This is a genomic window from Mesorhizobium sp. CA12 (assembly GCF_020165255.1).
In the GTDB taxonomy this organism is placed as follows: Bacteria; Pseudomonadota; Alphaproteobacteria; order Rhizobiales; family Rhizobiaceae; genus Mesorhizobium.
Genome location: NZ_JAIUHT010000005.1, coordinates 190,970 through 215,529, shown reverse-complemented (window position 1 = coordinate 215,529; position 24,560 = coordinate 190,970). Strand labels below are relative to the sequence as shown.

The 24,560-nt window shown below is 65.1% G+C and carries 19 protein-coding genes; 10 read left to right on the top strand and 9 right to left on the bottom strand.

Going from position 1 to position 24,560, the window contains the following annotated elements; translation table 11 throughout:
* Positions 1–20: 20 nt before the first annotated feature.
* The 6 genes from hydA to LB520_RS11315 are packed head-to-tail and all read left to right on the top strand — an operon-like array spanning position 21 to position 6,770.
* Positions 21–1,451, top strand: a complete 1,431-nt coding sequence (gene hydA / locus LB520_RS11340) for a dihydropyrimidinase (protein ID WP_224637551.1) — start codon at positions 21–23, stop codon at positions 1,449–1,451.
* Entirely contained in the window at positions 1,436–2,350 is a 915-nt protein-coding gene (locus LB520_RS11335; protein WP_224637550.1) for a nitrilase-related carbon-nitrogen hydrolase, read from the top strand. The genes hydA and LB520_RS11335 overlap by 16 nt, the downstream gene beginning before the upstream one ends.
* Before the next feature lie 7 nt (positions 2,351–2,357).
* Positions 2,358–3,677, top strand: coding sequence for a Coenzyme F420 hydrogenase/dehydrogenase, beta subunit C-terminal domain (locus LB520_RS11330; RefSeq protein ID WP_224637549.1), 1,320 nt, complete (start codon positions 2,358–2,360; stop codon positions 3,675–3,677).
* Complete coding sequence (locus LB520_RS11325; protein WP_224637548.1) at positions 3,674–4,834, top strand: NAD(P)/FAD-dependent oxidoreductase; 1,161 nt, start codon at positions 3,674–3,676, stop codon at positions 4,832–4,834. The genes LB520_RS11330 and LB520_RS11325 overlap by 4 nt, the downstream gene beginning before the upstream one ends.
* Positions 4,831–6,108, top strand: a complete 1,278-nt coding sequence (locus tag LB520_RS11320) for a Zn-dependent hydrolase (RefSeq protein ID WP_224637547.1) — start codon at positions 4,831–4,833, stop codon at positions 6,106–6,108. Before LB520_RS11325 ends, LB520_RS11320 begins: the two co-directional genes overlap by 4 nt.
* Complete coding sequence (locus tag LB520_RS11315; protein WP_224543007.1) at positions 6,105–6,770, top strand: cysteine hydrolase family protein; 666 nt, start codon at positions 6,105–6,107, stop codon at positions 6,768–6,770. Before LB520_RS11320 ends, LB520_RS11315 begins: the two co-directional genes overlap by 4 nt.
* On the opposite strand, the gene LB520_RS11310 is transcribed toward LB520_RS11315, so the two are convergent.
* The 9 genes from LB520_RS11310 to LB520_RS11270 form a co-directional block, all read right to left on the bottom strand.
* Complete coding sequence (locus LB520_RS11310) at positions 6,755–8,245, bottom strand: N-acyl-D-amino-acid deacylase family protein (protein WP_224637546.1); 1,491 nt, start codon at positions 8,243–8,245, stop codon at positions 6,755–6,757. The two genes, LB520_RS11315 and LB520_RS11310, sit on opposite strands and share 16 nt — an antisense overlap.
* A 9-nt stretch (positions 8,246–8,254) precedes the next feature.
* On the bottom strand, positions 8,255–9,796 hold the full coding sequence (locus tag LB520_RS11305; protein WP_224637545.1) for a trimethylamine methyltransferase family protein: 1,542 nt from the start codon (positions 9,794–9,796) through the stop codon (positions 8,255–8,257).
* A 62-nt stretch (positions 9,797–9,858) separates the two neighbouring features.
* A complete protein-coding gene (locus LB520_RS11300) occupies positions 9,859–10,827 on the bottom strand; it encodes a D-2-hydroxyacid dehydrogenase (protein WP_224637544.1) in 969 nt (322 codons plus the stop codon).
* Between the two features lie 7 nt (positions 10,828–10,834).
* The gene (locus LB520_RS11295) at positions 10,835–11,743 is read right to left on the bottom strand and encodes a dihydrodipicolinate synthase family protein (protein ID WP_224637543.1); all 909 of its coding nucleotides are present in this window, start codon (positions 11,741–11,743) and stop codon (positions 10,835–10,837) included.
* Between the two features lie 2 nt (positions 11,744–11,745).
* Positions 11,746–12,327 (bottom strand): hypothetical protein, encoded by a 582-nt coding sequence (locus tag LB520_RS11290; RefSeq protein ID WP_224637542.1) that lies wholly within the window; start codon positions 12,325–12,327, stop codon positions 11,746–11,748.
* A complete protein-coding gene (locus LB520_RS11285) occupies positions 12,328–15,183 on the bottom strand; it encodes a 2Fe-2S iron-sulfur cluster-binding protein (protein WP_224637541.1) in 2,856 nt (951 codons plus the stop codon).
* Positions 15,180–15,446 (bottom strand): sarcosine oxidase subunit delta, encoded by a 267-nt coding sequence (locus LB520_RS11280; protein WP_224523179.1) that lies wholly within the window; start codon positions 15,444–15,446, stop codon positions 15,180–15,182. Before LB520_RS11280 ends, LB520_RS11285 begins: the two co-directional genes overlap by 4 nt.
* A 20-nt stretch (positions 15,447–15,466) precedes the next feature.
* A complete protein-coding gene (locus tag LB520_RS11275) occupies positions 15,467–16,708 on the bottom strand; it encodes an FAD-dependent oxidoreductase (RefSeq protein ID WP_224637540.1) in 1,242 nt (413 codons plus the stop codon).
* Between the two features lie 7 nt (positions 16,709–16,715).
* Positions 16,716–18,113, bottom strand: a complete 1,398-nt coding sequence (locus LB520_RS11270) for an MmgE/PrpD family protein (RefSeq protein WP_224637539.1) — start codon at positions 18,111–18,113, stop codon at positions 16,716–16,718.
* 169 nt (positions 18,114–18,282) lie between these two features.
* Between LB520_RS11270 and LB520_RS11265 the strand changes: the two genes are divergently transcribed.
* The 4 genes from LB520_RS11265 (at position 18,283) to LB520_RS11250 (ending at position 24,552) form a co-directional block, all read left to right on the top strand.
* Complete coding sequence (locus tag LB520_RS11265) at positions 18,283–19,176, top strand: LysR substrate-binding domain-containing protein (RefSeq protein ID WP_095768685.1); 894 nt, start codon at positions 18,283–18,285, stop codon at positions 19,174–19,176.
* Positions 19,177–19,353: 177 nt separating this feature from the next.
* A complete protein-coding gene (locus tag LB520_RS11260) occupies positions 19,354–21,009 on the top strand; it encodes an ABC transporter substrate-binding protein (protein WP_224600558.1) in 1,656 nt (551 codons plus the stop codon).
* Between the two features lie 146 nt (positions 21,010–21,155).
* Positions 21,156–23,573, top strand: coding sequence for an FAD-dependent oxidoreductase (locus LB520_RS11255; protein ID WP_224637538.1), 2,418 nt, complete (start codon positions 21,156–21,158; stop codon positions 23,571–23,573).
* A 76-nt stretch (positions 23,574–23,649) separates the two neighbouring features.
* On the top strand, positions 23,650–24,552 hold the full coding sequence (locus LB520_RS11250) for an SMP-30/gluconolactonase/LRE family protein (RefSeq protein ID WP_224637537.1): 903 nt from the start codon (positions 23,650–23,652) through the stop codon (positions 24,550–24,552).
* Positions 24,553–24,560: the final 8 nt, after the last annotated feature.

Sequence of the window (24,560 nt, the reverse complement as noted above, 5' to 3'; positions counted from 1 at the left end):
CGGCCGGCGAGGGGACGCCAATGCATGAGCTGGTGATCAAAGGCGGGCGCGTGGCGCTCGACGACGGCTGGGCCGAGTGCGACATCGGCATCGACGACGGCCGCATCGCCGCGATCGGCAAAGGCCTGACCGGGGGGAAATCGATCGACGCCGGCGGCAGCTGGGTGATGCCCGGTGGCATCGACGCGCATTGCCATCTCGACCAGCCGGTCTGGGGCGGCGCGGGTAATGCCGACGATTTCTATTCCGGCACGATCTCCGCGGCCTTTGGCGGCACCACCTGCATCGTCCCGTTCGGCATGCCCGGGCAGGACATGACCACCATCGGCGCCATTGACCGCGCGCTGCAGCGCGCGGCGGGGCGTCCCGTGATCGACTATGGGCTGCATGCCGTGGTCACCATGGGCACTGGCGCCGATGTCGAGGCGCAACTTGCGGCGCTTGCGGTACGCGGCATCTCCTCGGTGAAGCTGTTCATGACCTATCAGGGTTTTGCCGTCGACGACGACCTGTTCTTCCGAGTGCTCGATACGGCGAGACGACTAGGCTGGATCGTCATGGTCCATGCCGAAAATGACGCCGCGATCCGGCGCACGCGACAGCGGCTCATCGATCTCGGCCGCACCGATATCCGCTATCATGTCGTCGCCCACAGCGAGACGATGGAGCGCGAGGCGACGCATCGCGCTTTAGCCTTCGCCGAGATGACCGGCGCGCGCATGACCATCGTGCATGTCTCCTCCTGGCAATCGGCGGAGGAAGTGGCGCGGGCAAAGACGCGCGGCGTGGCCGCCATTGCCGAGACCTGTCCGCAATATCTCTTTCTTGGGGCGGCTGACCTCGACCGCGACGCAGTCGACGCGGCCCGCTTCGTCTTTTCGCCGCCGCCGCGGTCGCCGCGCAGCCATGAGCATCTGTGGCAGGAGCTGATTAACGGCGGTATCGACCTCTGGTCGTCGGACCATTCGCCATATTATTTCGCCGACAAGATCGGCCGCTCCGAAACACCCGGTTTCACAACGACGCTGAGCGGCATTCCCGGCATCGAGACACGCCTGCCGCTGCTGTTTTCGGAGGGGCTGCTCACAGGCCGCCTGACGCTCGAGCGCTATCTCGACCTCACCTCGCGCAACGCCGCCTCGATCTACGGTTTCGCCGATCGCAAGGGCAGGATCGCCGTCGGGCTCGACGCGGACCTCGCGCTGTGGGATCCGGCTGCGCGCTGGACGCTCGGGCACAAGGCGCTGCATTCGCACGTCGATTTCACGCCCTATGAGGGCAAGGTCGTCACCGGCCGGCCGACCACCGTCCTGGTGCGCGGCGTGCCGGTGGTCGCCGACGGCAAGCTGCAGGCCGAACCGGGGTTCGGGCGCTTCGTGGCGCGCGCCGCCGCCGATCCGGCGCTTTTGGGAAAACCAGTCGAGGATTGGACACCATGGCTCGATGCCTGACCATCGCCGTTTGCCAGACCGGACCGATCCAGCGCAGCGCCACGCGCGCCGAGACAGTCGGGCGGCTGGTGCATCTGCTCGAAAAGGCAGCGGCTTCCGGCGCCGAGATCGCGGTGTTTCCGGAAATGGCGCTGACCACGTTCTTTCCGCGCTCGCGCATCAACGACCAGGCCGAGATCGATGCCTTCTTCGAAGTCTCGATGCCAGGACCCGAGACGCAGCGGCTCTACGATGCCGCCGCGCGGCTGAAGGTCGGCTTCGCGCTCGGCTATTGCGAGCTTGCGCATGAAGAGGGCCGCACACGCCATTTCAACACGATGGATCTGGTCGGACCGGATGGCGCTTTCATCGGCCGTTACCGCAAGATGCATGTGCCGGGCTCGAGCGAGCCGGAGGCGGGCACGACCACGCATCTCGAACGACGCTACTTCGAACCGGGCAATCTCGGCTTTCCGGTGTTCGACTATCGCGGCGTGCGCGTCGGGCTTGCCATCTGCAACGACCGCCGCTGGCCGGAGACCTATCGCATGCTCTGCCTCAACGGCGCCGAGGTGGCGTTGCTCGGCTACAACACGCCGCTGCTGCTCGACGAGGCGCCGGCGCTGGCGCATCTGAGAATGTTCCACAATCATCTGCCGATGCAGGCCGGCGCCTACCAGAACACGCTTTGGATAGGCGCCGCCGCCAAGGCGGGCCTGGAAGACGGGCAAGCGCTGATCGGCGGATCCTGCATCATCGCGCCGACCGGCGAGATCGCCGCGCAGGCGATGTCGCTCGACGACGAGGTCATTGTCCACCGCGCCGATCTCGATCTGATCGAGACCTGCCGGAAGGTGAATTTCAACTTCGAGCTCTATCGCCGCCCCGACCAGTACAAGCGCATCTCGGAGCCTGTCTGAGACCGCGATGGGCCTGATCGAAACCGGATACAGCCAGGGCACCGCGGCGCTCGCAGCCGACCCGCTGTCGCTTGGCGACATCGTGGAGAACGGACTTTGCATCGGTTGCGGCCTTTGCGTCTCGATTGCCGGTGCTGGAGAAATCCAGATGGTGATGACGCCGGAAGGCCGAGAGCGGCCAGTGGCGAGGCAGGCGTTGGATAAGGCGACCTTGGCGAAGATCAACGCCGTCTGCCCAGGAACGAGGATCGCCGGTCCGCCTCCGGCGCAAAGACGCGAGGCCAGGCTAGCGGATACTGTCTGGGGGCCTGTCGAACGGCTTGTGCTCGGCTCCGCTGGAAATCCCACAGTGCGGTTTGTCGGCTCCGGCGGCGGGACGCTGACGGCGCTCGGGCAGTTCCTGCTCGACTCGGGACGGGTCAAGTTCGTGCTGCACGTCGCGGCCTCGCGTTCCATGCCGATGCGCACGGAACGAAGGCTAAGCTTCGACAGCGCTTCGGTGCTCGAAGGCGCCGGCTCGCGCTATGGGCCGGCGGCGACGCTGGTGGATTTCAACGACATCCTCGACCGCGGCGAGCCGTTCGCCCTGATCGCCAAGCCCTGCGACATCACCGCGGTGCGAAACCTGGCGCGGCTCGATCTGCGTGTCGACGAATATATGCGCTATGCGCTCGCCTTCGTCTGCGGCGGGGCCTCTGACCTGACCAAGTCGGAACAGGTGCTGGAGCGTTTTGGCCTTCGTGAGGACGAGCTCGCTCTCTTCCGCTACCGGGGATATGGAAATCCTGGCCTGAACCGCGTCGAAACCAGAGACGGCCGCGCCTTCGAGATCAGCTATCGGCAGCTGTGGGAAGACGAGGACAAATGGATGATCCAGCCGCGCTGCAAGATCTGCCCCGACGCGATCGGGCAGGTGGCGGATATCGCGGTATCGGATTCCTGGCTGAACGGCGGACCGGCCGTCGAGGACGAGCCACTCAATGGCATCATCGTGCGCACGAAGCGCGGGCTGGAGCTGTTCGACGCGGCCGTTGAGACTGGCGTACTGCAGATCAAGCGGGAGAGCGGCATCGCCGAGATCAGCGAATTGCAGTCGCATCAAGTGCGCAAGCGGCGCGCCGTGTGGGCGCGGCTGACAGGCATGGCAATCGCAGGCAAGCCGGTGCCTTTTGTCAGCGACCTCGCTTTGCGGGATTGCGCCGTGCAGAACTCGCCGGCCGACAATCTGGCCGAAGGGCGGGGCGCCCGCGATCGCGCGCGCCGCGGCCGCCTGGGCGAGCCGCCAGCCGTGCCGCGCAAAATAGTCGTGGAGGATGAGCGCCGATGAGCGGGCAGACCGAAGTCATCATCATCGGCGGGGGCATGGCCGGCGCCGGCGCTGCCTTCGAGATTTCGCGCGATAAGAAGGTCGTGCTGCTCGAGCGCGAGAGCCATTGCGGCTATCACACCACGGGACGCTCGGCGGCGAGCTTCACCGAGAATTACGGCAACGGCGTCATCCGCCGCATCGTGCTCGCCAGCCGGGCGTTTCTCACCGAGCCGCCGACGGGTTTTTGTGACTATCCGCTGCTCAGCAAGCGCGGCATGATCACCGTGGCGCGCACCGACCAACTCGACCTTTTGCGTGAAGATCTGGCGGCCGCGCAGGCGCTCGTTCCCACGATCGTCGCGATGACGCCGGCGGAGGCGATCGCGCGCGTGCCGGTGCTGCGCCGGGACTACCTCGCCGGCGCCTATATCGAACCGCATTCGATGGACATCGACGTCAACGGCCTGCACCAGGGTTTTTTGCGCGGCGCGCGAGCGCATGGCGCGCGCATCGTCACCAAGGCGGGTGTACGGACCATCGGCCGACAGGGCGGTCTATGGCGGGTCGAGACGGAGGCGGGAACATTCCTTGCGCCGCTGATCGTCAATGCGGCTGGCGCCTGGGGCGACGAGGTCGCTGCGATGGCTGGCGTGCGCCCGGTCGGCCTGCAGCCAAAGCGCCGCACCGCCTTCAACATTCCCGCACCTGCGGGTGTCGACATTAGCGACTGGCCGCTGGTCAACGATGTCGGCGCGGAATTCTATTTCAAGCAGGATGCCGGGCAATTGTTCGTGTCGCCGGCCGACGCCACGCCGTCGACGCCGATGGACGCATTTGCCGAAGACATCGATGTCGCGATCGGCGCCGAGCGTCTCGAACGGGCAACGACAATCGAGGTGCAGCGCGTGTCGCGCTCCTGGGCGGGCCTGCGGACATTTGTCGCCGACGGGTCGCCAGTGGTCGGGCCGGATGACGAATTTCCGGATTTCGTCTGGCTGGTCGGGCAGGGCGGCTACGGCATCAAAACCTCGCCGGCGTTGTCGCGCATCTGCGCCAGCCTGATCGCCGGCGGCGGCCTGCCGGACAATGTCGCGAGGCAAGGCGTTTCCTTGGACGATCTGACGCCGCACCGGCTGCGCGGCGCCGAGGGCGAAGCTCGACGGGCCGCGCCATGAGCTCACTGACGGCCGGTGGGAAACTGGCGGGACGTATCCTGAACGCACTCGCCGAAGCCACGACGGACGCGCCGGGAATCACGCGCGTTGCTTACGGGCCGGGCGAGCGCTTCGCCCATGACTTTGTGCGCAAGGAGGCGGAAAAGCTCGGCGCCGTCGCGCGCGTCGATGCCGCCGGCAACCTCTATTTGACGCTGAAAGGCCGTGACCCCGATTTGCCGGCGATCGTCATCGGCTCGCATCTCGACAGCGTGGCGCATGGCGGCAATTTCGATGGGGCCGCCGGTGTCGTGGCGGGCCTGGCGGTCATGGCCGAACTGGTCGGGCAGGGCATCCGGTTGCCACGCGACCTCATCGTGTTGGCAACGCGGGCGGAGGAGGCCATCTGGTTTCCGCTGTCATACCCCGGCAGCCAGGCGGCGCTTGGCCTGCTGGATCCGCGGGCGCTCGAAGCCAGGCGGTCCGACAGCGGGCGCACGCTGGCCGAGCACATGCGCGAGGAAGGCTTCGATCCCGACGCCGTGTGGCGCGGCGTGCCCGGCATCGATGCAGGCCGGATCGCGGCTTTTGTCGAGGTGCATATCGAGCAGGGGCCACGCTTGACCGCCGCCGAAGCGCCGGTCGGCATCGTCACCGGGATCGCCGGCGGCTTCCGCTATGTCGATGCGAAATGCCTTGGCGCCTACGCCCATTCCGGCGCTGAGCCGCGCTTCGCCCGGCATGACAGCGTGCTTGGCTTTGCCGATCTGGTCGCCGCGCTCGAAACCGAATGGGATGCGCTCGAACGCGAAGGGCGTGAGGCCACCATCACCTTCGGCCGCGTGCAGTCCGATCCGACGCAGCATGGCGGCAGCCGTGTTCTGGGTGAGCTCGGTTTCACACTCGATGTGCGCAGCGCCGAGGCGGCCGTTCTGGAGCGGATCGAGGCCAAGCTTCAGAACATTTTCACTGAGATTGCCGGCAAACGCGGCGTCACCTTCGAGCCCGGGCCGCGCTTCACCTGGGATCCGGCCACGATGTCGCTGAATCTGATCGGCAGGCTCAACAGTGCCGCCATCGAACTGCAAATGCTGGCGCCGCATGTGCCAAGCGGGGCCGGGCACGACGCCGCGACGTTTGCCGGCGCCGGCATCCCAACCGCGATGCTCTTCGTGCGCAACGAGAATGGCAGCCACAATCCGCATGAAGCGATGGAGATCGCCGATCTCGATCAGGCGATACGTCTGCTTCTGCGCTTCGTCACCGACTTCGACAATGCCCTGGATCAGCCATGAACCTCGCCAAAACTGCCTTGCTCGTCATCGACCTGCAGAACGAATACCGCCCCGGCGCGGCATGGCCGGTCGTCGGCTACGACTCGGTGCTTGCCAACACAGCAGCATTGATCGAAGCCGCTCGGACGGCGGGCGTAGCCGTCATCCACGCGCAGGCCTGGGTGAAGCCGGAGGAACGCGACGGCTATGCGCGGCAGGAGGAGATCCTGACGGAGGAGTTCCGCTCCGCAGTCGCCGAAAGCGAAGGCGCCGCGATCTGCGCCGAGGTGGCGGCGTTGCCCGGCGACATCGTCATCCACAAGCATTGGCCGAGCGCCTTTCGGCGGACCGATCTTTCGCAAAAGCTCGCCGCGCTCGGTACGGAGAACCTGATCGTCGCCGGCGTGCTGACCGACAGCTGCGTGACCGAAAGCGTGTTCGACGCGGTCTACCAGGGTTTTCGCGTCTGGCTGGTCAAGGAAGCCTGCGGCAGCATGACGGAAGCGATGCATCGCACCGGCATGCTCGACATGGCGAATCGGCTCTATGGCGGCGGCATATTGCGTCTGCCGCAGGCACTGAAAGCGCTCTCCGGCCAGACTTTCGACGGTTGGCGCTGCATGCGGCCGGTTGAGTTCGCCTACACGCTGGAGACGGTCGACCGGATTTACGAGGCGCTGTGATCGGCGCCGCAGTTGCAAGCGCCCCTGACGATCGGCTTCGAGGCCAGAGGCCTGAGGACCGCGCCCGGCAGCGCTCCGGTGGCTCTGCCTTTTCGCCACACCGATACGCCATTCACAAAGACATGCTCAATACCGGCGGCGGGCCGGCGCGGCTCCTCAAAGGTCGCGCTGTCGATGATCGTCTCGGGATCGAAGATGACGAGATCGGCGAAGTTGCCTTCGGCCAGAAGCCCGCGTTGCGCGATGCCGAACTCCCGCGCGGGCAGGCCGGTCATTCGGAACACCGCTTCTTCTAGGCTGAACAGGCCGACATCGCGGGCATAGTGCCCAAGCACACGCGGAAATGTGCCCCACAGGCGCGGATGCGGATGGATGTCGTGCGGCAGGCCGTCCGAGCCGATCATGGTGCGCGGATGGGCGATGATGTTGCGCACGTCGTCCTCATCGAGCTGGAAATAGACCGCGCCCGCCGGCAACAGGCGCTCGCCGGCCTGGCGCTCGGTGCAGTTCCATTCGCGGGCAATGTCGGCGATCTCGCGCCTCGCCATCTCAGGATGCGCATCGGACCAGGTGATCAGGATCTTCAGGCCGGTATCGCAGCGCTCCAGCCGAAGCACCGTCGAACTCGCGGCATAGGGATAGACATCCATGCCGATGTCCATCGTCTCGCGCGCCCGATCGATGCGCGCGAGAGAGGGCAGGCTCTTGCCGAAATTGGCGCGGCCGGTGCACTGGTGATGCGAGATGAACAGCTTGCCGCCAGCATGACCGGCAATGTCGATCGCTTCCTCGATCGCCTCGTCCATCGCCTCGAAATAGTTGCGCGTGTGGGTGACATACGGACCGCCCAGGCCTGCCGCTGTGGCGGCCAGCGCCTTGACCTCATCGGTCGATGAGTTGACGGCCGGCGAATAGTCGAGCCCGGTGCTGAGGCCGAACGCACCTTCCGCCATGGCCTCGGCGACTGCCTCCTGCATTGCCGCCGTTTCGGCCTTATCGGCTGGCCGATCGGTCACCGGCATGCAGCGCTGGCGCAAGGTGGTGTGGCCGACGAGCAGGGCCGCATTGGTGGCGATGCCGCGGCGCTTCAGCTCCGCAACATAATCGGCAAAGCGGTCGAAGCGGAAATTCTCGCGGCCGCCGACCAGCGTGAAGGGCGGCGGCGGTGTCTTGTCGAGCAGCAGAGGCGCCAGGCTGACACCGCAATTGCCGGCGATCACCGTCGTCACGCCCTGGCTGATCTTCGGGTCCATGCCGCGCGGCGAAAGCAGCGCGCCGTCGTCATGGGTGTGCACGTCGATGAAGCCGGGCGCGACGACCTTGCCCAGAGCATCGATTTCCTCGATGCCGTGCTCATCGTCCAGCCGGCCGATCGCCGCGATTCTGTCGCCGGTAGCGGCGATGTCGGCCTCGAACGGTGCCGAGCCGTCGCCGGCGATCAGCGTCGCGTGGCGGATAACGAGGTCGTAAGGCATTGTAGTGTCCTAAGCTTCCGGATTGGCGGCGATCTCCTCGCGGCGGCGCGCGACATAGGCGTCGAGCTCCTCGCGGATTGCGGAATCCATGACCGGCTCCTCATAGTCGTGCAGCGCCTGCTGCCAGAGCTCTGTCGCCCGCTCCAGCGCATCCTTGCCGCCGGCTTCCTGCCAGGCGCCGTAGTTCTGCCAGTTGGAGAGCATCGGCTGGTAGAAGGCGGTGGTGTAGCGCGACATGGTGTGCTCGGCGCCGAAGAAATGGCCGCCGGCCGGCACCGATTTGATGGCTTCGAAGCCGAGGTCGTCCTCCTGGAAGGGCAACGGCCGCAGGAACTCCATCATGTTCTGCAGGATCTCGACGTCGAGCACGAGCTTTTCGTAGGACGCCGTCAGCCCGCCCTCCAGCCAGCCGGCGGCGTGATAGATCAAATTGGCGCCGCCGAGCACCGCGCCCCATGTCGCCATTTCGGTCTCGTAGGCGGCCTGCAAGTCGACCACGTTGGAGGCATTCGCATTTGAGGTGCGGTAGGGCAGGTTGTAGCGCCGCGCCAATTGGCCGGCGATGATGTTGGCCTTGGCGTTTTCCGGCGTGCCGAAGGCCGGCGCGCCCGACTTCATGTCGACATTGGAGGTGAAGGCGCCGTACATCACCGGCGCGCCGGGGTTGACCAACTGGGTCAGCGTCACGCCGAACAGCGCCTCGGCGTTCTGCTGGCAGAGCGCGGCGGCCAGCGTCACCGGCGTCATCGCGCCCATCAGCGTGAAGGGCGTCACCGTCACCGGCTGGCCGTGCTCGGCCATGGCGATCAGGCCTTCCGCCATCGCGTCATCGAACAGGCGCGGCGAGTTGATCGAGATGATCGTGGTGACGCCCGGCGAGGCGCGCATCTCCTCGACCGAGATGCCGCGCGCGACCGCCATCATGTTGATGCCGTCCATCGCCCTGGCGCGGCCGATCGCCGTGCAATGGAAGGAGAGATCGCTCAGTGTCAGATTGGCATGGTAGGTGTCGAGATGGCGGGAATTCGCCGGCAGCTCGATCGGCGCCACCACCTGGTTGCCGATGATGTGGATGGCGTTGAAGTGGTGCGCCAGCCGGATGAAGTTCTGGTAGTCGGGGAGGTTGCCCGGACGGCGGCCGTTGATGCGGTCATGCACATTGGGCGGACCGGCGACCAGGCCGAAAACCAGTGAATTGCCGCCGAAATGGATCTGCTTGTCCGGATTGCGGCTGGTCAGCGTGAAGGAGGAGGGCACGTTGCTCAGAGCTTCCGTCACGATGCTCTCGTCGATGCGGATGGTCCGCTCCTCGCGATCGACGATGGCGCCAGCCTTGGCGAACAGGTCCATAACCTTTTCGCTCATGACGCGGATCCCGAGCTCTGACAGGATGCGCATCGAGGTCTTGTGCAACTGCTCCATGCGCTCCTCGTCAAGGAGCTGCATGGGCGGGTAGGGATTCTTGACGCTCTGCCACGGCAGCTGCGCGATGCCGCCGCCACCGCGCCCGAGCTTCGATCTGCGGCCACCGCCGCGCCTGTCCTGTGACATAGCATTCCCCTTCGATTCTTGTTCTCGCACGGAAAACCGCTGCACTTTTCCTGGAATTGCCTTCAGTAGCCGCGTTCCGGATTGACCACATTCTCCAACGGCTCGCCGCGGCGGTAGCGCGCCAGATTGTCGGCGAACATGCGCACCGACTTGATCTCCCAGCCGTCATAAACCGCAGCGCAATGCGGCGTGACGGCAACGTTGTCGTAGCTCCAGAGCGGATGCTCCGCCGGGAGCGGTTCGGTCGCAAAGACGTCGAGCGCCGCGCCCTTGATCCGCCCCGCATCAAGCGCGGCGAGAAGGGCCTTTTCCTCGATGACGCCGCCGCGCGAAATGTCGATGAGAACGACGGGCGGCTTCATCGCGGCGAAAGCGGCCTCGCCCAGCAGGCCGCGCGTGGTGGACAGCAGAGGCACGCAGCAGACGATGAAATCTGCACGGCCGGTCAGAGGCAGCAGCGCGTCGGGCCCATGCACCTCGTCGAGCGGCGGCATCGGTTTCGGTCGCGCGCGGATGCCCAGGGTGCGCATGCCCATCGCCTGCGCGCGGCGCGCGACGGCCTCACCGGTCTTGCCGAGGCCGACGATGAGGACGGTCTTACCCTCAATCGGCTCGACGCGGCCGCCGCCCCATTGGCGGGCCTGTTGCCGGCGCTCGAAACCGCGCAGGTCGAGCGAGAAGGAGAGCATCGCTCCGAGCGCATATTCGGCCAGCATACCGGCGGCGACGCCGGCCGAGTTCGTCACCGTCACATGATTCGGATCCCAGCGACCGAGATGGTCGGTGCCAGAGCCGCCGATCGACACCCATTTCACCGTCGGGCTCTCGACGAGGGCCTGGCGCGGATAGTGCGGCGTGCCGTCGAAGCGGATCGAATAGACTACTTCCGCGGCGGTCCGCTCGATCAAAGCGGGAAGGCCGGCATAGGTGTCGCAGGCATGAACATCCAGATCCGGATGTGTCTCGGCAAGCACCGCGAGCGCGCCGGCAGGCTTGTCGGTGTGCAGGATGATTGTTGGGCGCGCCGACATCGCGATCTCAATCGCGGCCGATATGATCGGCGGCGCTGCCGAGGATGGCAAGCAGCGCCCGGCCGTTCTCGAGCGTCGCATTCTCATGCGGCGCGCGCAGGTTCAGCCAGCGCCGGTCGCCGGACTTGACTGCAAGCACCGCCTTCATCGCAGGGATCAACCCGGCATCCTGGATGACCTTCCGGAACGTCTTGATAGCGCCATCGGCTTCGGCGACGTCCTCGCCCTGCCGGGCCGCGTCATAGAGGCGGCGAATGGCGGCGGCGTTCAAATTGACCGTGGCCGAAATGCAGCCGGCCGCGCCGCTCGCCAGACCCTTGGTGAGCTGCGCCTCGGAGCTCGGAAAGACCGAGATATCGGGCGCGGCGGCGATGACGGCGGCGGTGTTGTTCCAGTCGCCGGCGCTGTCCTTGTAGGCGACAACGGTGTTTGGGAACGCCTTGCTCAGCCTGGCCGCCAGGGCAGGGCTGACCGGCACGCCGGAGTTCTGCGGGATGTGGTAGAGGATCACGCGCATCGAAGGTTTTGCCACCTTCTCGATCAGCTCGCTGTAGTAGCGCGCCTGGCCGTTATCGCCGGCGCCGGTGTAGAAGAAGGAGGGCAGCACCATGACGGCGGCGCAGCCGAGGCCGACGGCGTGGGCCGACAATTCGACCGTTTCGGGCAGCGCGGTGACGCCGGTGCCGGGCATAAGCCGGTCCGGCGCAATGCCGGCCTCGACCAGCCATTCCAGCGCCTGCATGCGCTCGCGCAAGGACACCGACAGCGCTTCGCCCGTCGTGCCGAAGGGCGAGAGGAAATGCGCGCCTTGGCCGAGCACCCATTTGGCGTGAGAGATCCACAGATCGCGCGCGATGCGGCCGTCATCTTCGAATGGCGTCAGGATCGGGGCGATGGTTCCTTGCGGGCGGGTCATGACTATCCTCTATGCTTGCCTGTGTGGCCGACCACCGCCGCGACGGCGCGGGCGAAGTAGGCCGAAGCGGTGATGTCGAAGAGTATGTCGAAACCCGCCGGCGAACGGAACGTCACGGCCTCGATATGGCCGACGCGTGTCTGCGCGATATCGTCGGCGCCGAATTTTTGCGGTCTCAGGTCCAGCGCGCAAAGCGCGCTCATCGCTTCGGCAAGGCGGGGACCGGAAAGGCGCATCCATGCCCAGCCTTCCTCGCGCCATGAGGAGTAGCCTTTCGGCGCCGTCGCGGCCTGCCAGGCCGCTTTGACTTCGGCGAGAGTCTCGACGGCGTCCTCCGCGAGAAGCAGGATGTCCTCGTTGCCGAGGCGCAGAACCCGCATGCCACGGTGGTCGCCGATGCGGTTGACGGCCGGCAGCGTAACGCCCTGCGCGGCAAGCCAGGCGGCACTGCCGCCGCCTTTCAGACCAAAGCGCGGGCGGCCCGTGAGGTCGCTCAGCACGACCGCGTCGGAAATCAGCTTCGTGCTGCCGGCCGCGCCGCCGGGCATGAAGGGGTAGATGCGCATCGCGGTGCTGGCGGCCATCTAGATCTCCTGCCGCGCGTTGGTCGGGTCGAAGAAGGCATGGGCGACGACCGGCACTTCGACCAGTTCACCATTGCGGCACTTCACCGTCACGCGGCTGCCTTCCGCCTGGTCGTCGACATGGACATAGGCGAGCGCGATGTGTGTCCCTAGAGATGGTGAAAATCCCACCGAGGTGATCTGGCCGACAGGCGCGCCGCCGCGCAGCACCAGGCAGCTCTCGCCGGGAATGTTGCGGGCGTCGGCGGAGAATTGCAGGCCTACCAGCTTGCGGGTATGGCCGAGCCTTGCGCGCATCTCGATAGAGCGCTTGCCGACGAAGAACGGCTTCTTCTTCGAGACCGCCCAGCCGAACCCCAATTCTTCAGGCGTGGTGATCGCATCCGTATCCTGGCCGATCAGGATATGGCCCTTCTCCAGCCGCAGTATACGCGACGCCTCCAGTCCGTAGGGAAGCAGGCCATGCGGCCGGCCCGCCGCCATCACCGCATCCCAGAGGCTCGGCGCCAGGCTCGAAGGGCAGTGCAATTCATAGCTGAGCTCGCCTGTGAAGCCGATGCGCATCACCCGCACCGGGACGCCTGCGACCATGCCTTCGCGGCCACTGAGATAGGGGAAAGCGTCGCGGCTGAAGTCGACGTCGCTCTCCAGCGCCTCCAGCACCAAACGCGCCTTGGGTCCGGTGACGTTGAGGCCCGAGAACGCGCCGGTAAGGTTGAGCACATCGACCTTCAGACGCCACTCGGCATTCCAGAACAGCATGTCGGCATAGACGCGCGCGACGGCGCCGGTGGTTGCCGTCACATAGAACTGATCCTCGGCCATCCGGTAGGCGACGCCGTCGTCGACCACCGAGCCCATCTCGTTCAGCATCAGGCAATAGCGGACACGACCCACCGGCTGATTGGCATGCGCCATTGTGTAGAGGCGGTCGAGAAATTCGCCGGCATCCGGCCCGCGGATCTCCAGCTTGCCGAGCGTCGAGACATCGAGCAGGCCGACGCCTTCGCGCACGGCCAGGATTTCCTGGCGGACAGACTCGTCGGCGCTGCTTGCGTCACCATAGTAATAAGGCCGCCACCATGCGCCGACCGGCTTCATTGCGGCGTTCAGCGCGACGTGCCGCGCATGCAGCGCCGTGCGGCGCTCCAGCACCTCGTGATGGCCGGCGAGCACGCCGAGCGTTTCCGGCCCGACAGGAGGCCGCGCCGTGGTGATGCCGATTTCGCCGACCGTCCGGCCGGTCGCCTCGGCGACGATGCGAGCAGTCGCCAAGGCCGAATGGCGTCCCTGGCTCGGGCCCATGCCGACGGTGGTGAAACGCTTGACGAGCTCGATCTCGCGATAGCCGTCCTTGGTCGCGTTCTGCAGATCCTTGACCTGCAGATCCTCGTCGAAGTCGACGAAGTCACGTCCGTTGGGGTCGGCGACGATGGGCTGCACATAGCGTGGTCGGGCGGTCTTTGGACTGACCGGAGGTTCTTCCGCGACCGCATGGCCGAGCCGGGAAAGCGCGGCTGCCGCCGCGCGCCGGCCGCTGGCGATCGCATCCTCAAGATCGTCCGATCCGGCAACGGCGCCGGCGAGATGGACGGAGCCTTGCGGAAGCGCAATCGTCATGGCTCCCATCGCGGCATCATAGCCGACCTTGCCGCCGGCCTGACACGGCAGTTGCCATGCCGGCGCCTGGCCGATCGAAACCGTCAGCAGGTCGCAGGCGATCCAGCTTCCACCGACGCGGACGCGGGCGAGGTGGTGGTTGCCGGCCGTGCCTTCCGCCGCTTCGATAGTCGCGCCTTTGCGGATGGTGACGCCCTTGCTGCGCAGTTCGGTTTCCAACCGACCGGCCTCGCCAGCGGGTCTCGGATCGACAAGCTCGACGACCGATACGCCGGCATCCAGCAGGTCGAGCGCCGTCCGGTAGCCGTCGTCATTGGCGGCCAGCACCACGGCGCTCTGACCTGGCCGCACGCCATAGTGGCGGATCAGGCGCTGCGCGGCTCCGCCGAGCATGATCCCAGGCAGGTCGTTGTTGCGGAAGACGGCTGGCTGCTCGATGGCGCCGGTCGCCAGGATCACCTCGCGGGCGCGTGTGCGGTGAAGCCGATTGCCCTCGATCAACGGCAGCCAGTTGTCCTCGTACCAGCCATTGCAGACGGTGTCGGTCAGCACCTTGAGATTGGGCAGCGACTCGAGCCTTGCCAACAGACCGGAGAGGATGGCCGGATCGTAGCGGCCATAGCTCAGCGCGCCGCCGATCTCCGGATTCTCGTCGCACAGCACCACATCGACGCTGGCCTCCGCGGCGGCGATCGCGGCGCTTAATCCCGCCGGGCCGGCGCCGACCACCAGCACGTCGCAATGCAGATGCGTCTTGTCGAAATGCCGGTGCGGCGCCTTGGTGTCGACCACGCCAAGGCCCGCCTTGCGGCGGATCATCGGCTCCCAGAATTTCAGCCAGCTGTCGCGGCGCGGACCCATGAACGTGCGGTAGTAGAACCCGACCGGCAGGAAGCGGCCGAACCTGTCCATGATGGCATCGCGGTCGCGCTCAAGCGAGCCGTTGACGTTCTGTGCGCTGACCCGCAGCCCTTCTCTGATCGGCGTGCGCTCGGCTGCAGCGTTCGGTTCGAATGGCAATTGCACCAGCGCGTTGGCGTCGGCTCCGGTCATCGACAGGATGCCGCGCGGGCGATGATATTTGAACGAACGCGACAACACCCATTGGCCGGAAGCGGCGAGGGCGCTGGCGATGCTGTCGCCTTCATAGCCTTTAAAAGGCTTGCCTTCGAAGGTGAAGCGGATAGGCCGGCTTCGATCGATGCGGCTTCCGAAAGGAGCGAGCAGCCGGTTCATGCGCGGTCCCGCAGCTCGGAGGCGTCGAAGGTGCGGATGATCTCGTTGCTGACAAGATCGCGCTCGGCCAGGAAGAAATAGTTGCTCGGCACGTGCCGCCACCACTCGGTCACGATACCTTTGCGGTTTTCTGCGCGGAACAGATGTCGCGACCATTCGGTATCGGCGGTTGCGTCCGGATCGGGCCGCGCGCGCACCGGGCCGAAGGACTGGAACTCGTCGATGTTGCGCAGGCCGTTCATGGGGCAGGTAAGCAGTTTCATCGGTCAGTGTGGTTTCATGGCTAATGGCTGGCGGCAGTCGCGCCCATTTCATTGAGCAGCCGGAAGGTTTCGAAGCGCTCCAATGCAAATGGTTTGAGGATATCGGGCACCCGGCCGTCGGCGATGGTCTGCGCCATGCGCTTGCCGGCGACAGGCGTCGCCTTGAAGCCCCAGGTGCCCCAGCCGCAATCGAGCCAGAGATTGGTAAGCGGGCTGGCACCCATGATCGGGCTGTAGTCCGGCGTCATGTCGGTGATGCCGGCCCACTGCCGGAGCAGGCGCACACCTTGCAGAAAGGGGAAGAGGTGGACGGCGCCTTCGGCAAGATGCTCCTTCATGTCGAGCGTCGAGCGCGTCGAATAGAGCTGGTAGGGATCGGAGCCGCCGCCGATGACGATTTCGCCGCGCGAGGATTGCACGAGATAGGTGTGCAGGGAAACGGACGAGACCAGCGTGTGCAGCCAGGGTTTCAAGGGCTGGGTCACCATTGCCTGCAGCGGATAGCAGCGGATGGGAAGCTCGACGCCGGCCTTCAGCGCGACGTCATAGTTCATGCCGCCGGTGGCGATCAGCACCTGGCCGCAAGCGACGCGGCCCCTGTTCGTCCTGACGGCCTGGACCCGGTCGCCGACGACCTCGAAGTCTTGCACCTCGGTGCGCTGGTGGATCTCGACGCCACGTCGCGACGCCTGGGCGGCGTAGCCCCAGGCGACGGCGTCATGGCGCGCCGTTCCGCCGTCGGCATGCCAGAGCCCGCCGAGGATTTCGAGCGGGCCGCCATAGTCCATATTCAAAAGCGGGCAGAGCTCCTCGACGCCCTTCTGGTCGACGACCTCGGTGCGCGTGCCCATATGCTTGCCCATTTCGGCGCGCATGTGGAAGCTGCGCATCGTCGCCTCGCTATGCGCCAACGTAAGCTGGCCGCGCTGCGAGAACATGACGTTGAAATCGAGCTCGTGCGAGAGCCGCTCGAACAGCTCGACGCCTTCCTTGTAGAAAGCGATGCCTTCCGGCGTGATGTAGTTGGAGCGGATGGTGGTGGTGTTGCGCGCCGTGTTGCCGCCGGCGAGATAGGCTTTCTCCAGCACCGCCACACTCTTTATGCCGTGGTACTTTGCAAGATGATGCGCGCAGGACAGTCCATGCCCGCCGCCGCCGATGATGACGACGTCATAGGCCGGCTTCAGCTCGGGCGTGGCGGGGATGTCGCCGCTCACCGGATAGTCCCTGCTGAGACCGTATTTCAGGAGCCTGAGGGGCATTGCGGGCTCAGCTCGAAATCTTGGGAGGATCGTAGAGCAGCGCCGAGAGATCGGAGAAGCGGCTGTTGCGGTCGTCGAGCGAAAGCACCGCGTCGCGGATCGCAGCGGCGCGGCTAGATCCGAGCACGGGCGCGGCGAACTCCATGTATTTGGCCTCGACGTCCTGCCTGGTCATCGGCGCTTCCGGGCCGCCGCGCGCATGCACGTCGCCGGACGCCAGCACACGTCCGTCCGTCGTCGTGATGACGACGTCGGCCCAGCGGCCGGCCGGGAAGCGGGCGCTGTGGCGCTCGGTTTCGGTCACGGTGATGCGCGTCAGCATGTCCGCGACCGCGGCGTCCACGAGCCCGGAGCCGGAAATATGCTCGAGCCCGATGCGCCGATGGAGGATGAAGGTCGCCACGGCGAAGCGCAGGCTGTATTGCGCCTTCGAGGTCGTGTCCGGCATGCCGTCGAAGAGCGTTGCGGCATAGTGGAAGCTGTTGACCTGGACATGGCCGATGTCGGACGGGGCAAGGTTGTGCGCCAGGCAAAGTCCACGCACGGCATCAATGGCCGCATGCGCCCAGCGGCAGATCGGGTAGGGTTTAAGGTATTGATGGAGCGACTGCCAGAAGACGCCGAGGTCCTGCCAATGGGTCGCGACCTCCGGCGCCTCCACCGTGATCGCCGGCGCGCCGGTGAAGCCACGTTCGGCAAGCACCGCCGCGGAGAGGCCGACGAGAGCGCCGAGGCCGGAGCCGTCATGCAGCATTGTTGGCGTGGCGATCTCGCGCATCATCTGGCTGCGCGGGCCGTGATACTCGGCAATGCCCAGCGCCTCGCGCAGTTGCGTTTCGTCGAGCCGCCGCAAGCGTGCCGCCACGGCCGCCACGCCCAATGCATTCCAGGCGCCGGAGGTGTGGTAGTCGCTCACCGTCGCATGCAAGGCGACGCCGGCCCGGCCGGCGACTTCGTAGCCGACGACCAGGGACGCCAGCGCCTCCGGCCCGGTGAGGCCGGGCCTCGCCTCCGCCAGTGCTGCAAGCGCCGGCACGACCGCCACGCCGATATGGCCTTTGGTGGGGCTGTAGCCGTCGTGGGCGTCGAGATTGTCGATCTGCGTGGCGACGGCATAGGCCGCGCCGGCAATGCTGGCGCGCCGTCCGTCGAACAGCATGCGGGCGGAATATTGCGGGTCGCCCGAGCCATAGAGCAGGACGGCGGCGTCGCGGGCGATGCGGCCTGCCTCCATCGGTCCTGCCGCAACGGCGATGCCCAGCGTGTCGAGCAGGAGGTAACGGGCCTGTTCGAGCACCGGCTGAGGGAAGACGGAAGCTGGACGCCGCAGCACGAAATCGGCCAGGCGTGTGAACGTGTCGGAACTGACGACAGGCCCCTCACGCCGGTATGACGGCACAGCCACGCGCTTATCTCCCCTGTCTTCTCACAACATCATTAAATTGGGTTCATCGCGCAGGCACGCGATTAGTTTGGCGGCTTTGGCCAAAAATATTGATGCCATGTCGCTTGTCTGCGATTGAACGCCCGGTTGCCCATGCGATAGCTAGGCAACTGTGGAACAGGAGACCGGGATGAAGCCGCCACCCCCCTTGAACTATATCCGCTCGTTCGAGAGCTCGGCCAGGCATCTGAGCTTTACCACCGCTGCCAAGGAACTGGGCTACACGCAAGCCGCGGTCAGCACGCATGTGCGCGCGCTCGAACATTATATCGGCCGGCAGCTGTTCATCCGCTATCCGCGCAGCCTGAAGTTGACCGAGATGGGGGAGGCGTTCCTGCCGACCTTGCGCCAGGCGCTCGATCAGATCGACCAGGCGACTGAGGCGATCGTCGCGTCCTCTCGCAACCGGACAGTCGTGGTTTCGTGCCCGATGAGCCTTGCGGAAAACTGGCTGGCGGGCTGCATGGCCGCCTTCCGCAAGAGGCATCCTGAGATCGAGATCGTCCTGCACGGCACGATCTGGGAGGATCTGAACGAGCAGATCGCCGACATCACAATCTCCACGCGGCGTTTCGATGACAGGCCGCCGGCGGCGATCCCGCTCTGGAACGACGAACTGGTGCTGCTCTGCGCCCCTGCCTTGCTCGAGGGCGAGCATGCGCTGAAGACGCCGCAGGACATGCTAAAGGTGGACTGGATCTTCGTGCATGGCCGCCAGGAATACTGGCAGGCGGTGACCGAGGCGCTCGGCGTTGACATGGAGGACCATGACAAGGGCCTGTCGACCAACGCCTCCAACATCGCGCTCGAGCTCGCCGCGATGGGGGCGGGGCTCGTTGCCACGCAACGCTCGCTGGCGCATGCCTATATGCGCCGCGGGCTTCTCGTCGAGCCGTTTCCGGTGCGGCCGCCAAGTCCCTGGAATTACTATCTCACCGAGAGCCAGCTTTCGAAGGGAAATATCGCCCGAACAGTGAGGGAATGGATCTTGTCCAGGGCCAAGGAAGACGCCGCCCGACCATAGGGCTATCCGCTCCTTCAAAAATTTAGCTAGCCAATGCCATTGTTTTTTTAGGCCTCAAGGGCCGGTTTTCTGCGGTTTGTGAAGGGTCGAGCCCTTCCGCGATTTTTGCATCACCCCTAACATGCTGAGCCGCAAGGGGAATGCAACGGGCGGAAAGCCCTGAACCGGAGAACAACGATGACAATGTTCAAGAGCAACGGTGACCGCGTGCCGGCGGTCATCGAAAGCTACGCAGCTGAAGTCAAAGGCGGGCGGATGGACCGCCGCGAATTCCTAGCCATGGCAAGCGTGATGGGTGCTTCAACGGCGCTTGCCTATGCGATGGCAGGGATGGAGCCGGCCAAGGCCTCGGCAGCCGTGCCCGGCAAGAAGGGCGGCATCCTGAAGATGCAGATGATCATCAAGGACATGAAGGATCCGCGCGCCTGGGACTGGTCGGAAATCGCCAATGTCATGCGCCAGTGCAACGATTACATGATCCGCTACACCACCGACTTCACCTTCGAGGGCCATCTGGTCGAGAGCTGGGAGGTGAGCGACGACGCCACCGAATACACGCTGCATCTGCGCAAGGGCGTGAAATGGTCGAATGGCGACGACTTCAACGCCGACGACATCGTCTACAACATCGAGCGCTGGTGCGATAAGGCGGCCGAGGGCAACTCGATGGCCGGGCGCATGGGCTCGCTGATCGACGCCGCTACGAAAAAGGCTACCAAAGGCGCCATCACCAAGGTCGACGACCATACGGTGAAGCTGAAATGCAATCAGTCCGACGTTACCATCATCCCGGGCTTCTCCGACTATCCGGCGGTTATCGTCCATCGCGACTTCGACAAGAACGGCGCCAATATGCTGAAGACGCCTGGCACCGGCCCGTATGAGCTGATCTCCTACAAGGTCGGCGAGTCCGCCTCGGTGCGGCGGCGCAAGGATTTCACCTGGTTCGGCGGCGAGCCCTATCTCGACGGCGTCGACTGGATCGACTACGGATCCGACGCATCCAACCCCGCCATCGGCAGCGCCTTCGAGGCCGGCGAGATCGACTGCAACTACCAAACGGTCGGCGGCACGGTCGATCTCTATGACAGCATGGGCCTGGTCAAGGAGCAGGTTGTCACCGCCGGCACGATCGTGCTGCGCACCAACGTGACCAACAAGCCCTATGACGACAAGCGCGTGCGCAATGCCATCCAGCTTGCGGTCGACAACGAGACGGTGCTGAAACTCGGCTATAGCGGCTTGGGGCAAGTCGCCGAAAACCACCATGTCTGCCCGATCCATCCGGAATATTACGAACTGCCCAAAGTCCCGCGCGACCTGGCCAAGGCAAAGGCGCTGATGGCCGAGGCCGGCCTGACGGATCACGAGTTCGAGCTGATCTCCTACGACGCCGACTATGTGAAGGATCCGGCCGATGTCGTCGCTGCGCAGATGCGCGACGCCGGATTCAAGGTCAAGCGCACCATCATCCCGGGCTCGTCCTTCTGGAACGACTGGACGAAATATCCGTGGTCGACCACCGACTGGGGCATGCGGCCGCTGGGGGTGCAGGTGCTGGCGATCGCCTATCGCAGCGGCGAAGCGTGGAACGAGTCCGGCTATGCCAATCCGGAGTTCGACAAGAAGCTGAACGAGGCGATGGCCATTGCCGACCCGGCCAAGCGCAAGGAGCTGATGAAGGACGTGGAGTTCATCCTGCAGGACTCCGGCATCCTGGTCCAAGCGTTCTGGCGCTCGCTCTACCGCCACCACGCCACCTATGTGAAGAACCTCGGCATGCACCAGACGTTCGAACTGCAGCTCGACAAGGTCTGGTTGGATAGGGCCTAGACCGGCAGCTCAAACACCATTCAGGGGCGCGGTTTGCGCCCCTGAATTCGCTGGCGACTGCGACCGATCAGTCAGCTAATTGAAATGCCAAAGCGCTGCCAAAGAGCGCGAAGCAAAGTCGCCGAACAAAGGGAAGAAATCTCGATATGCGTACTCATGCACAAGCCGTTGTCATTGGCGGTGGTCTGATCGGCTGCTCGATCCTCTATCATCTCGCCAAGTTCGGCTGGACGGATGTCGTGCTTCTGGAACGCAGCGAGCTGACCTCCGGTTCGACCTGGCACGCGGCCGCCAACATCCACGGCCTGCATGATTCCACCAATATCAGCCGGCTGCAGCACTACACGATGGCGCTCTACAAGGAGCTGGAAGCGGAGACCGGCCAGGGCTGCGGTATCTTCCAGCCGGGTTCGCTCTATCTCGCCCAGACCGAGGCCCGCGAGCATCAGCTGCGGCTGCAGGAAGCCAAGGCGCGGCGCTACAAGATGAACTTCTACGAGGTCGGTCGCGACGAAGCGGAGCGACTGCATCCGCTGGTCGATTTCGACGGCATTCGCTGCGTCATGTATGAGCCGGAGGGCGGCAATGTCGATCCGTCGGGCGTGACTGCGGCTTACGCCGCGGGGGCGCGGCAGCGCGGCGCGGAAATCCATCGCTTCACCCCGGTCACGGCGACCGAGGCGCAAGCGGACGGCAGCTGGATCGTGCGCACGCCAAAGGGCGATATCCGCACGCAATGGGTAGTCAACGCCGCCGGTCTGTGGGGCAGGGAGGTCGCCGCCATGGCCGGGCTGCAACTGCCGCTGATCCCGACAGAGCACCAGTATTTCGTCACCGAAACCATTCCGGAAATCGCCTTGATGGGACGACGGCTGCCATCGGTCGCCGATCGCGACGGCGAATATTATCTGCGCCAGGAAGGTTTGGGGCTGCTGATCGGCGCCTACGAACGCAACATGAAATTCTGGGCCGAGGACGGCACGCCGATGGATTTCGGCCACGAGCTGTTTCCCGACGATCTCGACCGCATCGAGGAAAACATGATGCGCGCCATCCAGCGCGTGCCGGCGGTCGCGGCCGCCGGCGTCAAGAAGGTGATCAACGGTCCGATGATCTGGTCTCCCGACAGCGCGGTGCTGTTCGGACCGGCGCCGGAGCTCAGCAATTATTTCTGCTGCAACGGCATTATCCCCGGCTTCTCGCAATCAGGCGGCATGGGCAAGCTCGCCGCCGAGTGGATGATCGAGGGAGAGCCTTCGCTCGACATGTTCGGCTGGGATATGGCGCGCTTCGGCCATTGGGCCGGCAAGGCCTTCACCAAGGCGCGCGTGCAGGACCAGTACAGCCACCGTTTCAAGATCCATTTCCCGAACGAGGAGCGCGCCGCCGGCCGTCCGGTGCGGACACGGCCGGTTTACGAGATGCAGAAGGAGATGGGCGCCGTGTTCGGCCTCAATTTCGGCTGGGAGCATCCGCTTTGGTTCGCGGCCGAAGGCGAGCCGCGCGAGGAAACGATCGGCTTCACTCGGCAGAACTGGTGGGGGCCGGTCGGCCGCGAGGCGCGTATGCTGCGCGAGTATGCCGGCATCATCGACATCTCCAATTTTGCCAAATACGAGATAAAGGGGCCGGACGCGGAAGCCTGGCTGAACGCGCTCTTCGCCAATCGCATGCCGGCCAAGGTCGGCAACTCTTGCCTGACGCCGCTGATCGGCAAGCGCGGCGGCATTGCCGGCGACTTCACCGTGACCAGGCTGGCGGAAGACGAGTTCATGGTGATCGGCTCGGGCATGGCCGAACGCTTCCACCAGCGCTTCTTCAAATCGGTGCCGCTGCCGGAAGGCACGACCTTCCGCTCGCGTACCGAGGATCTCGGCGGCTTCAACGTCGCCGGCCCGAAATCGCGCGAGCTCCTGCAGCGGCTCACCAATGATGATCTGTCGAACGAGGCCTTCCCGTTCATGCGCTCGCGGCAGATCACCGTCGCCGGCGTCGATGTCGTGGCGTTGAGGGTTTCCTTCACCGGCGATCTTGGCTGGGAGCTGCACTGCAAGTCGGCCGACCAGGTCGAGCTCTACCGCGCGCTGCTCAAGGCGGGCGCGGAAGTCGGCGCTGGGCCGGTCGGCTCACGGGCGCTGATGTCGCTGCGCGTCGAAAAGGGCTATGGCAGCTGGAGCCGCGAATACTCGCCGGAATACTGGCCGCAGGAGGTCAAGCTCGATCGCCTGATCAAGACGGACAAGCAATTCCTCAACCGCGACGCCTATCTCGCCGTCGCCGATAAGCCGGCGCGGGATGAACTCATCATGCTTTCCGTGTCGGCCAAGGACGCGGACGCCACCGGCGGCGAGCCGATCTTCCTGCCGGACGGCACGCCGATCGGCCAGGTGTCATCGGGCGCCTATGGCTATTTCGTCGCTCAGTCGCTGGCGATGGGCTACGTCAAGGCCGGAACCGCCAAGGCCGGCGACAAGGTGACCGTCGCCATTCTAGGCCGGCCGCATGACGCGGTGTTGCTCGCGCATCCGCCCTTCGACCCGGAAGGCAAGCGGCTGCGGTCGTAAGGCGCGAACAGCCGGCCACCGCGAGCACACCAGTTTAGAAGAGGACTTCAGACAACTAAAAACAAAGGGGAATCGCATGATCAAACGGCATTTGCTGGGCACGATGCTCGCCCTGGTCCTGACGTCCGCCGCACAGGCGGCCGACATCAAGGTCGTCAACGACGACGCCTGGTTCGCCGAAGGTCCTATCTGGTATCAGGACAAGCTGTTCTACGTCGAATATGGCCGCGGCACGGTCACTGTCTGGGACGGCAAGAAGAACGACATTTTCTGGAAGATGGATGGCTGCGGCCCCTCGGCCGTGCTGCCGACCACCACCGGCGAGTTCCTCGTCACCTGCTACGACAACAACACGATCGGCCGCATCTCGGCCGACGGCAAGACGCTGCCTGCCTATGACAAGGACACGGACGGCAAGCCGTTCAGCGGACCGAACGATTTCGCGCCGGACAAGGATGGTGGCGTCTATTTCACGGGCTCCGGCAAGGGCGGTCCGCTGATCGACGCTTCGGCCTATTACATCGGCAAGGACGGCAGCGTGAAGAAGGTCGCCGGCGACCTGCACAATGCCAACGGCCTTGTCATGTCGAATGACGGCAAGATCCTCTATCTGGTCGAGACCGAGGACAACCGGATCATCGAGTTCGACGTTTCGTCCGACCACACCTTGAGCAACCGCCGCGTGTTCCTGCGGCTCGACGATCTGTTCCCGAACCAGCCGCATATCTGGCCCGACGGCATCAAGATGGACAAAGAAGGCGAGATGTATATCGGCCAGAGCCCGCGCTCGCTCGACTCGCCAGGCAAGATCATCGTCGTGGACAAAGACGCCAAGCTCTTGCGCACGCTTTCGGTGCCGTCGCCGTCGATGCCGAACTTCGCCTTCGGACCGGACGAGAAGGTGCTTTATGTGATGGCGCTCGACCAGATCGATGCAGCACCCTGGCACGGCAAGGTTTATGAGGTGCCGAATAAATAGAGACTTCG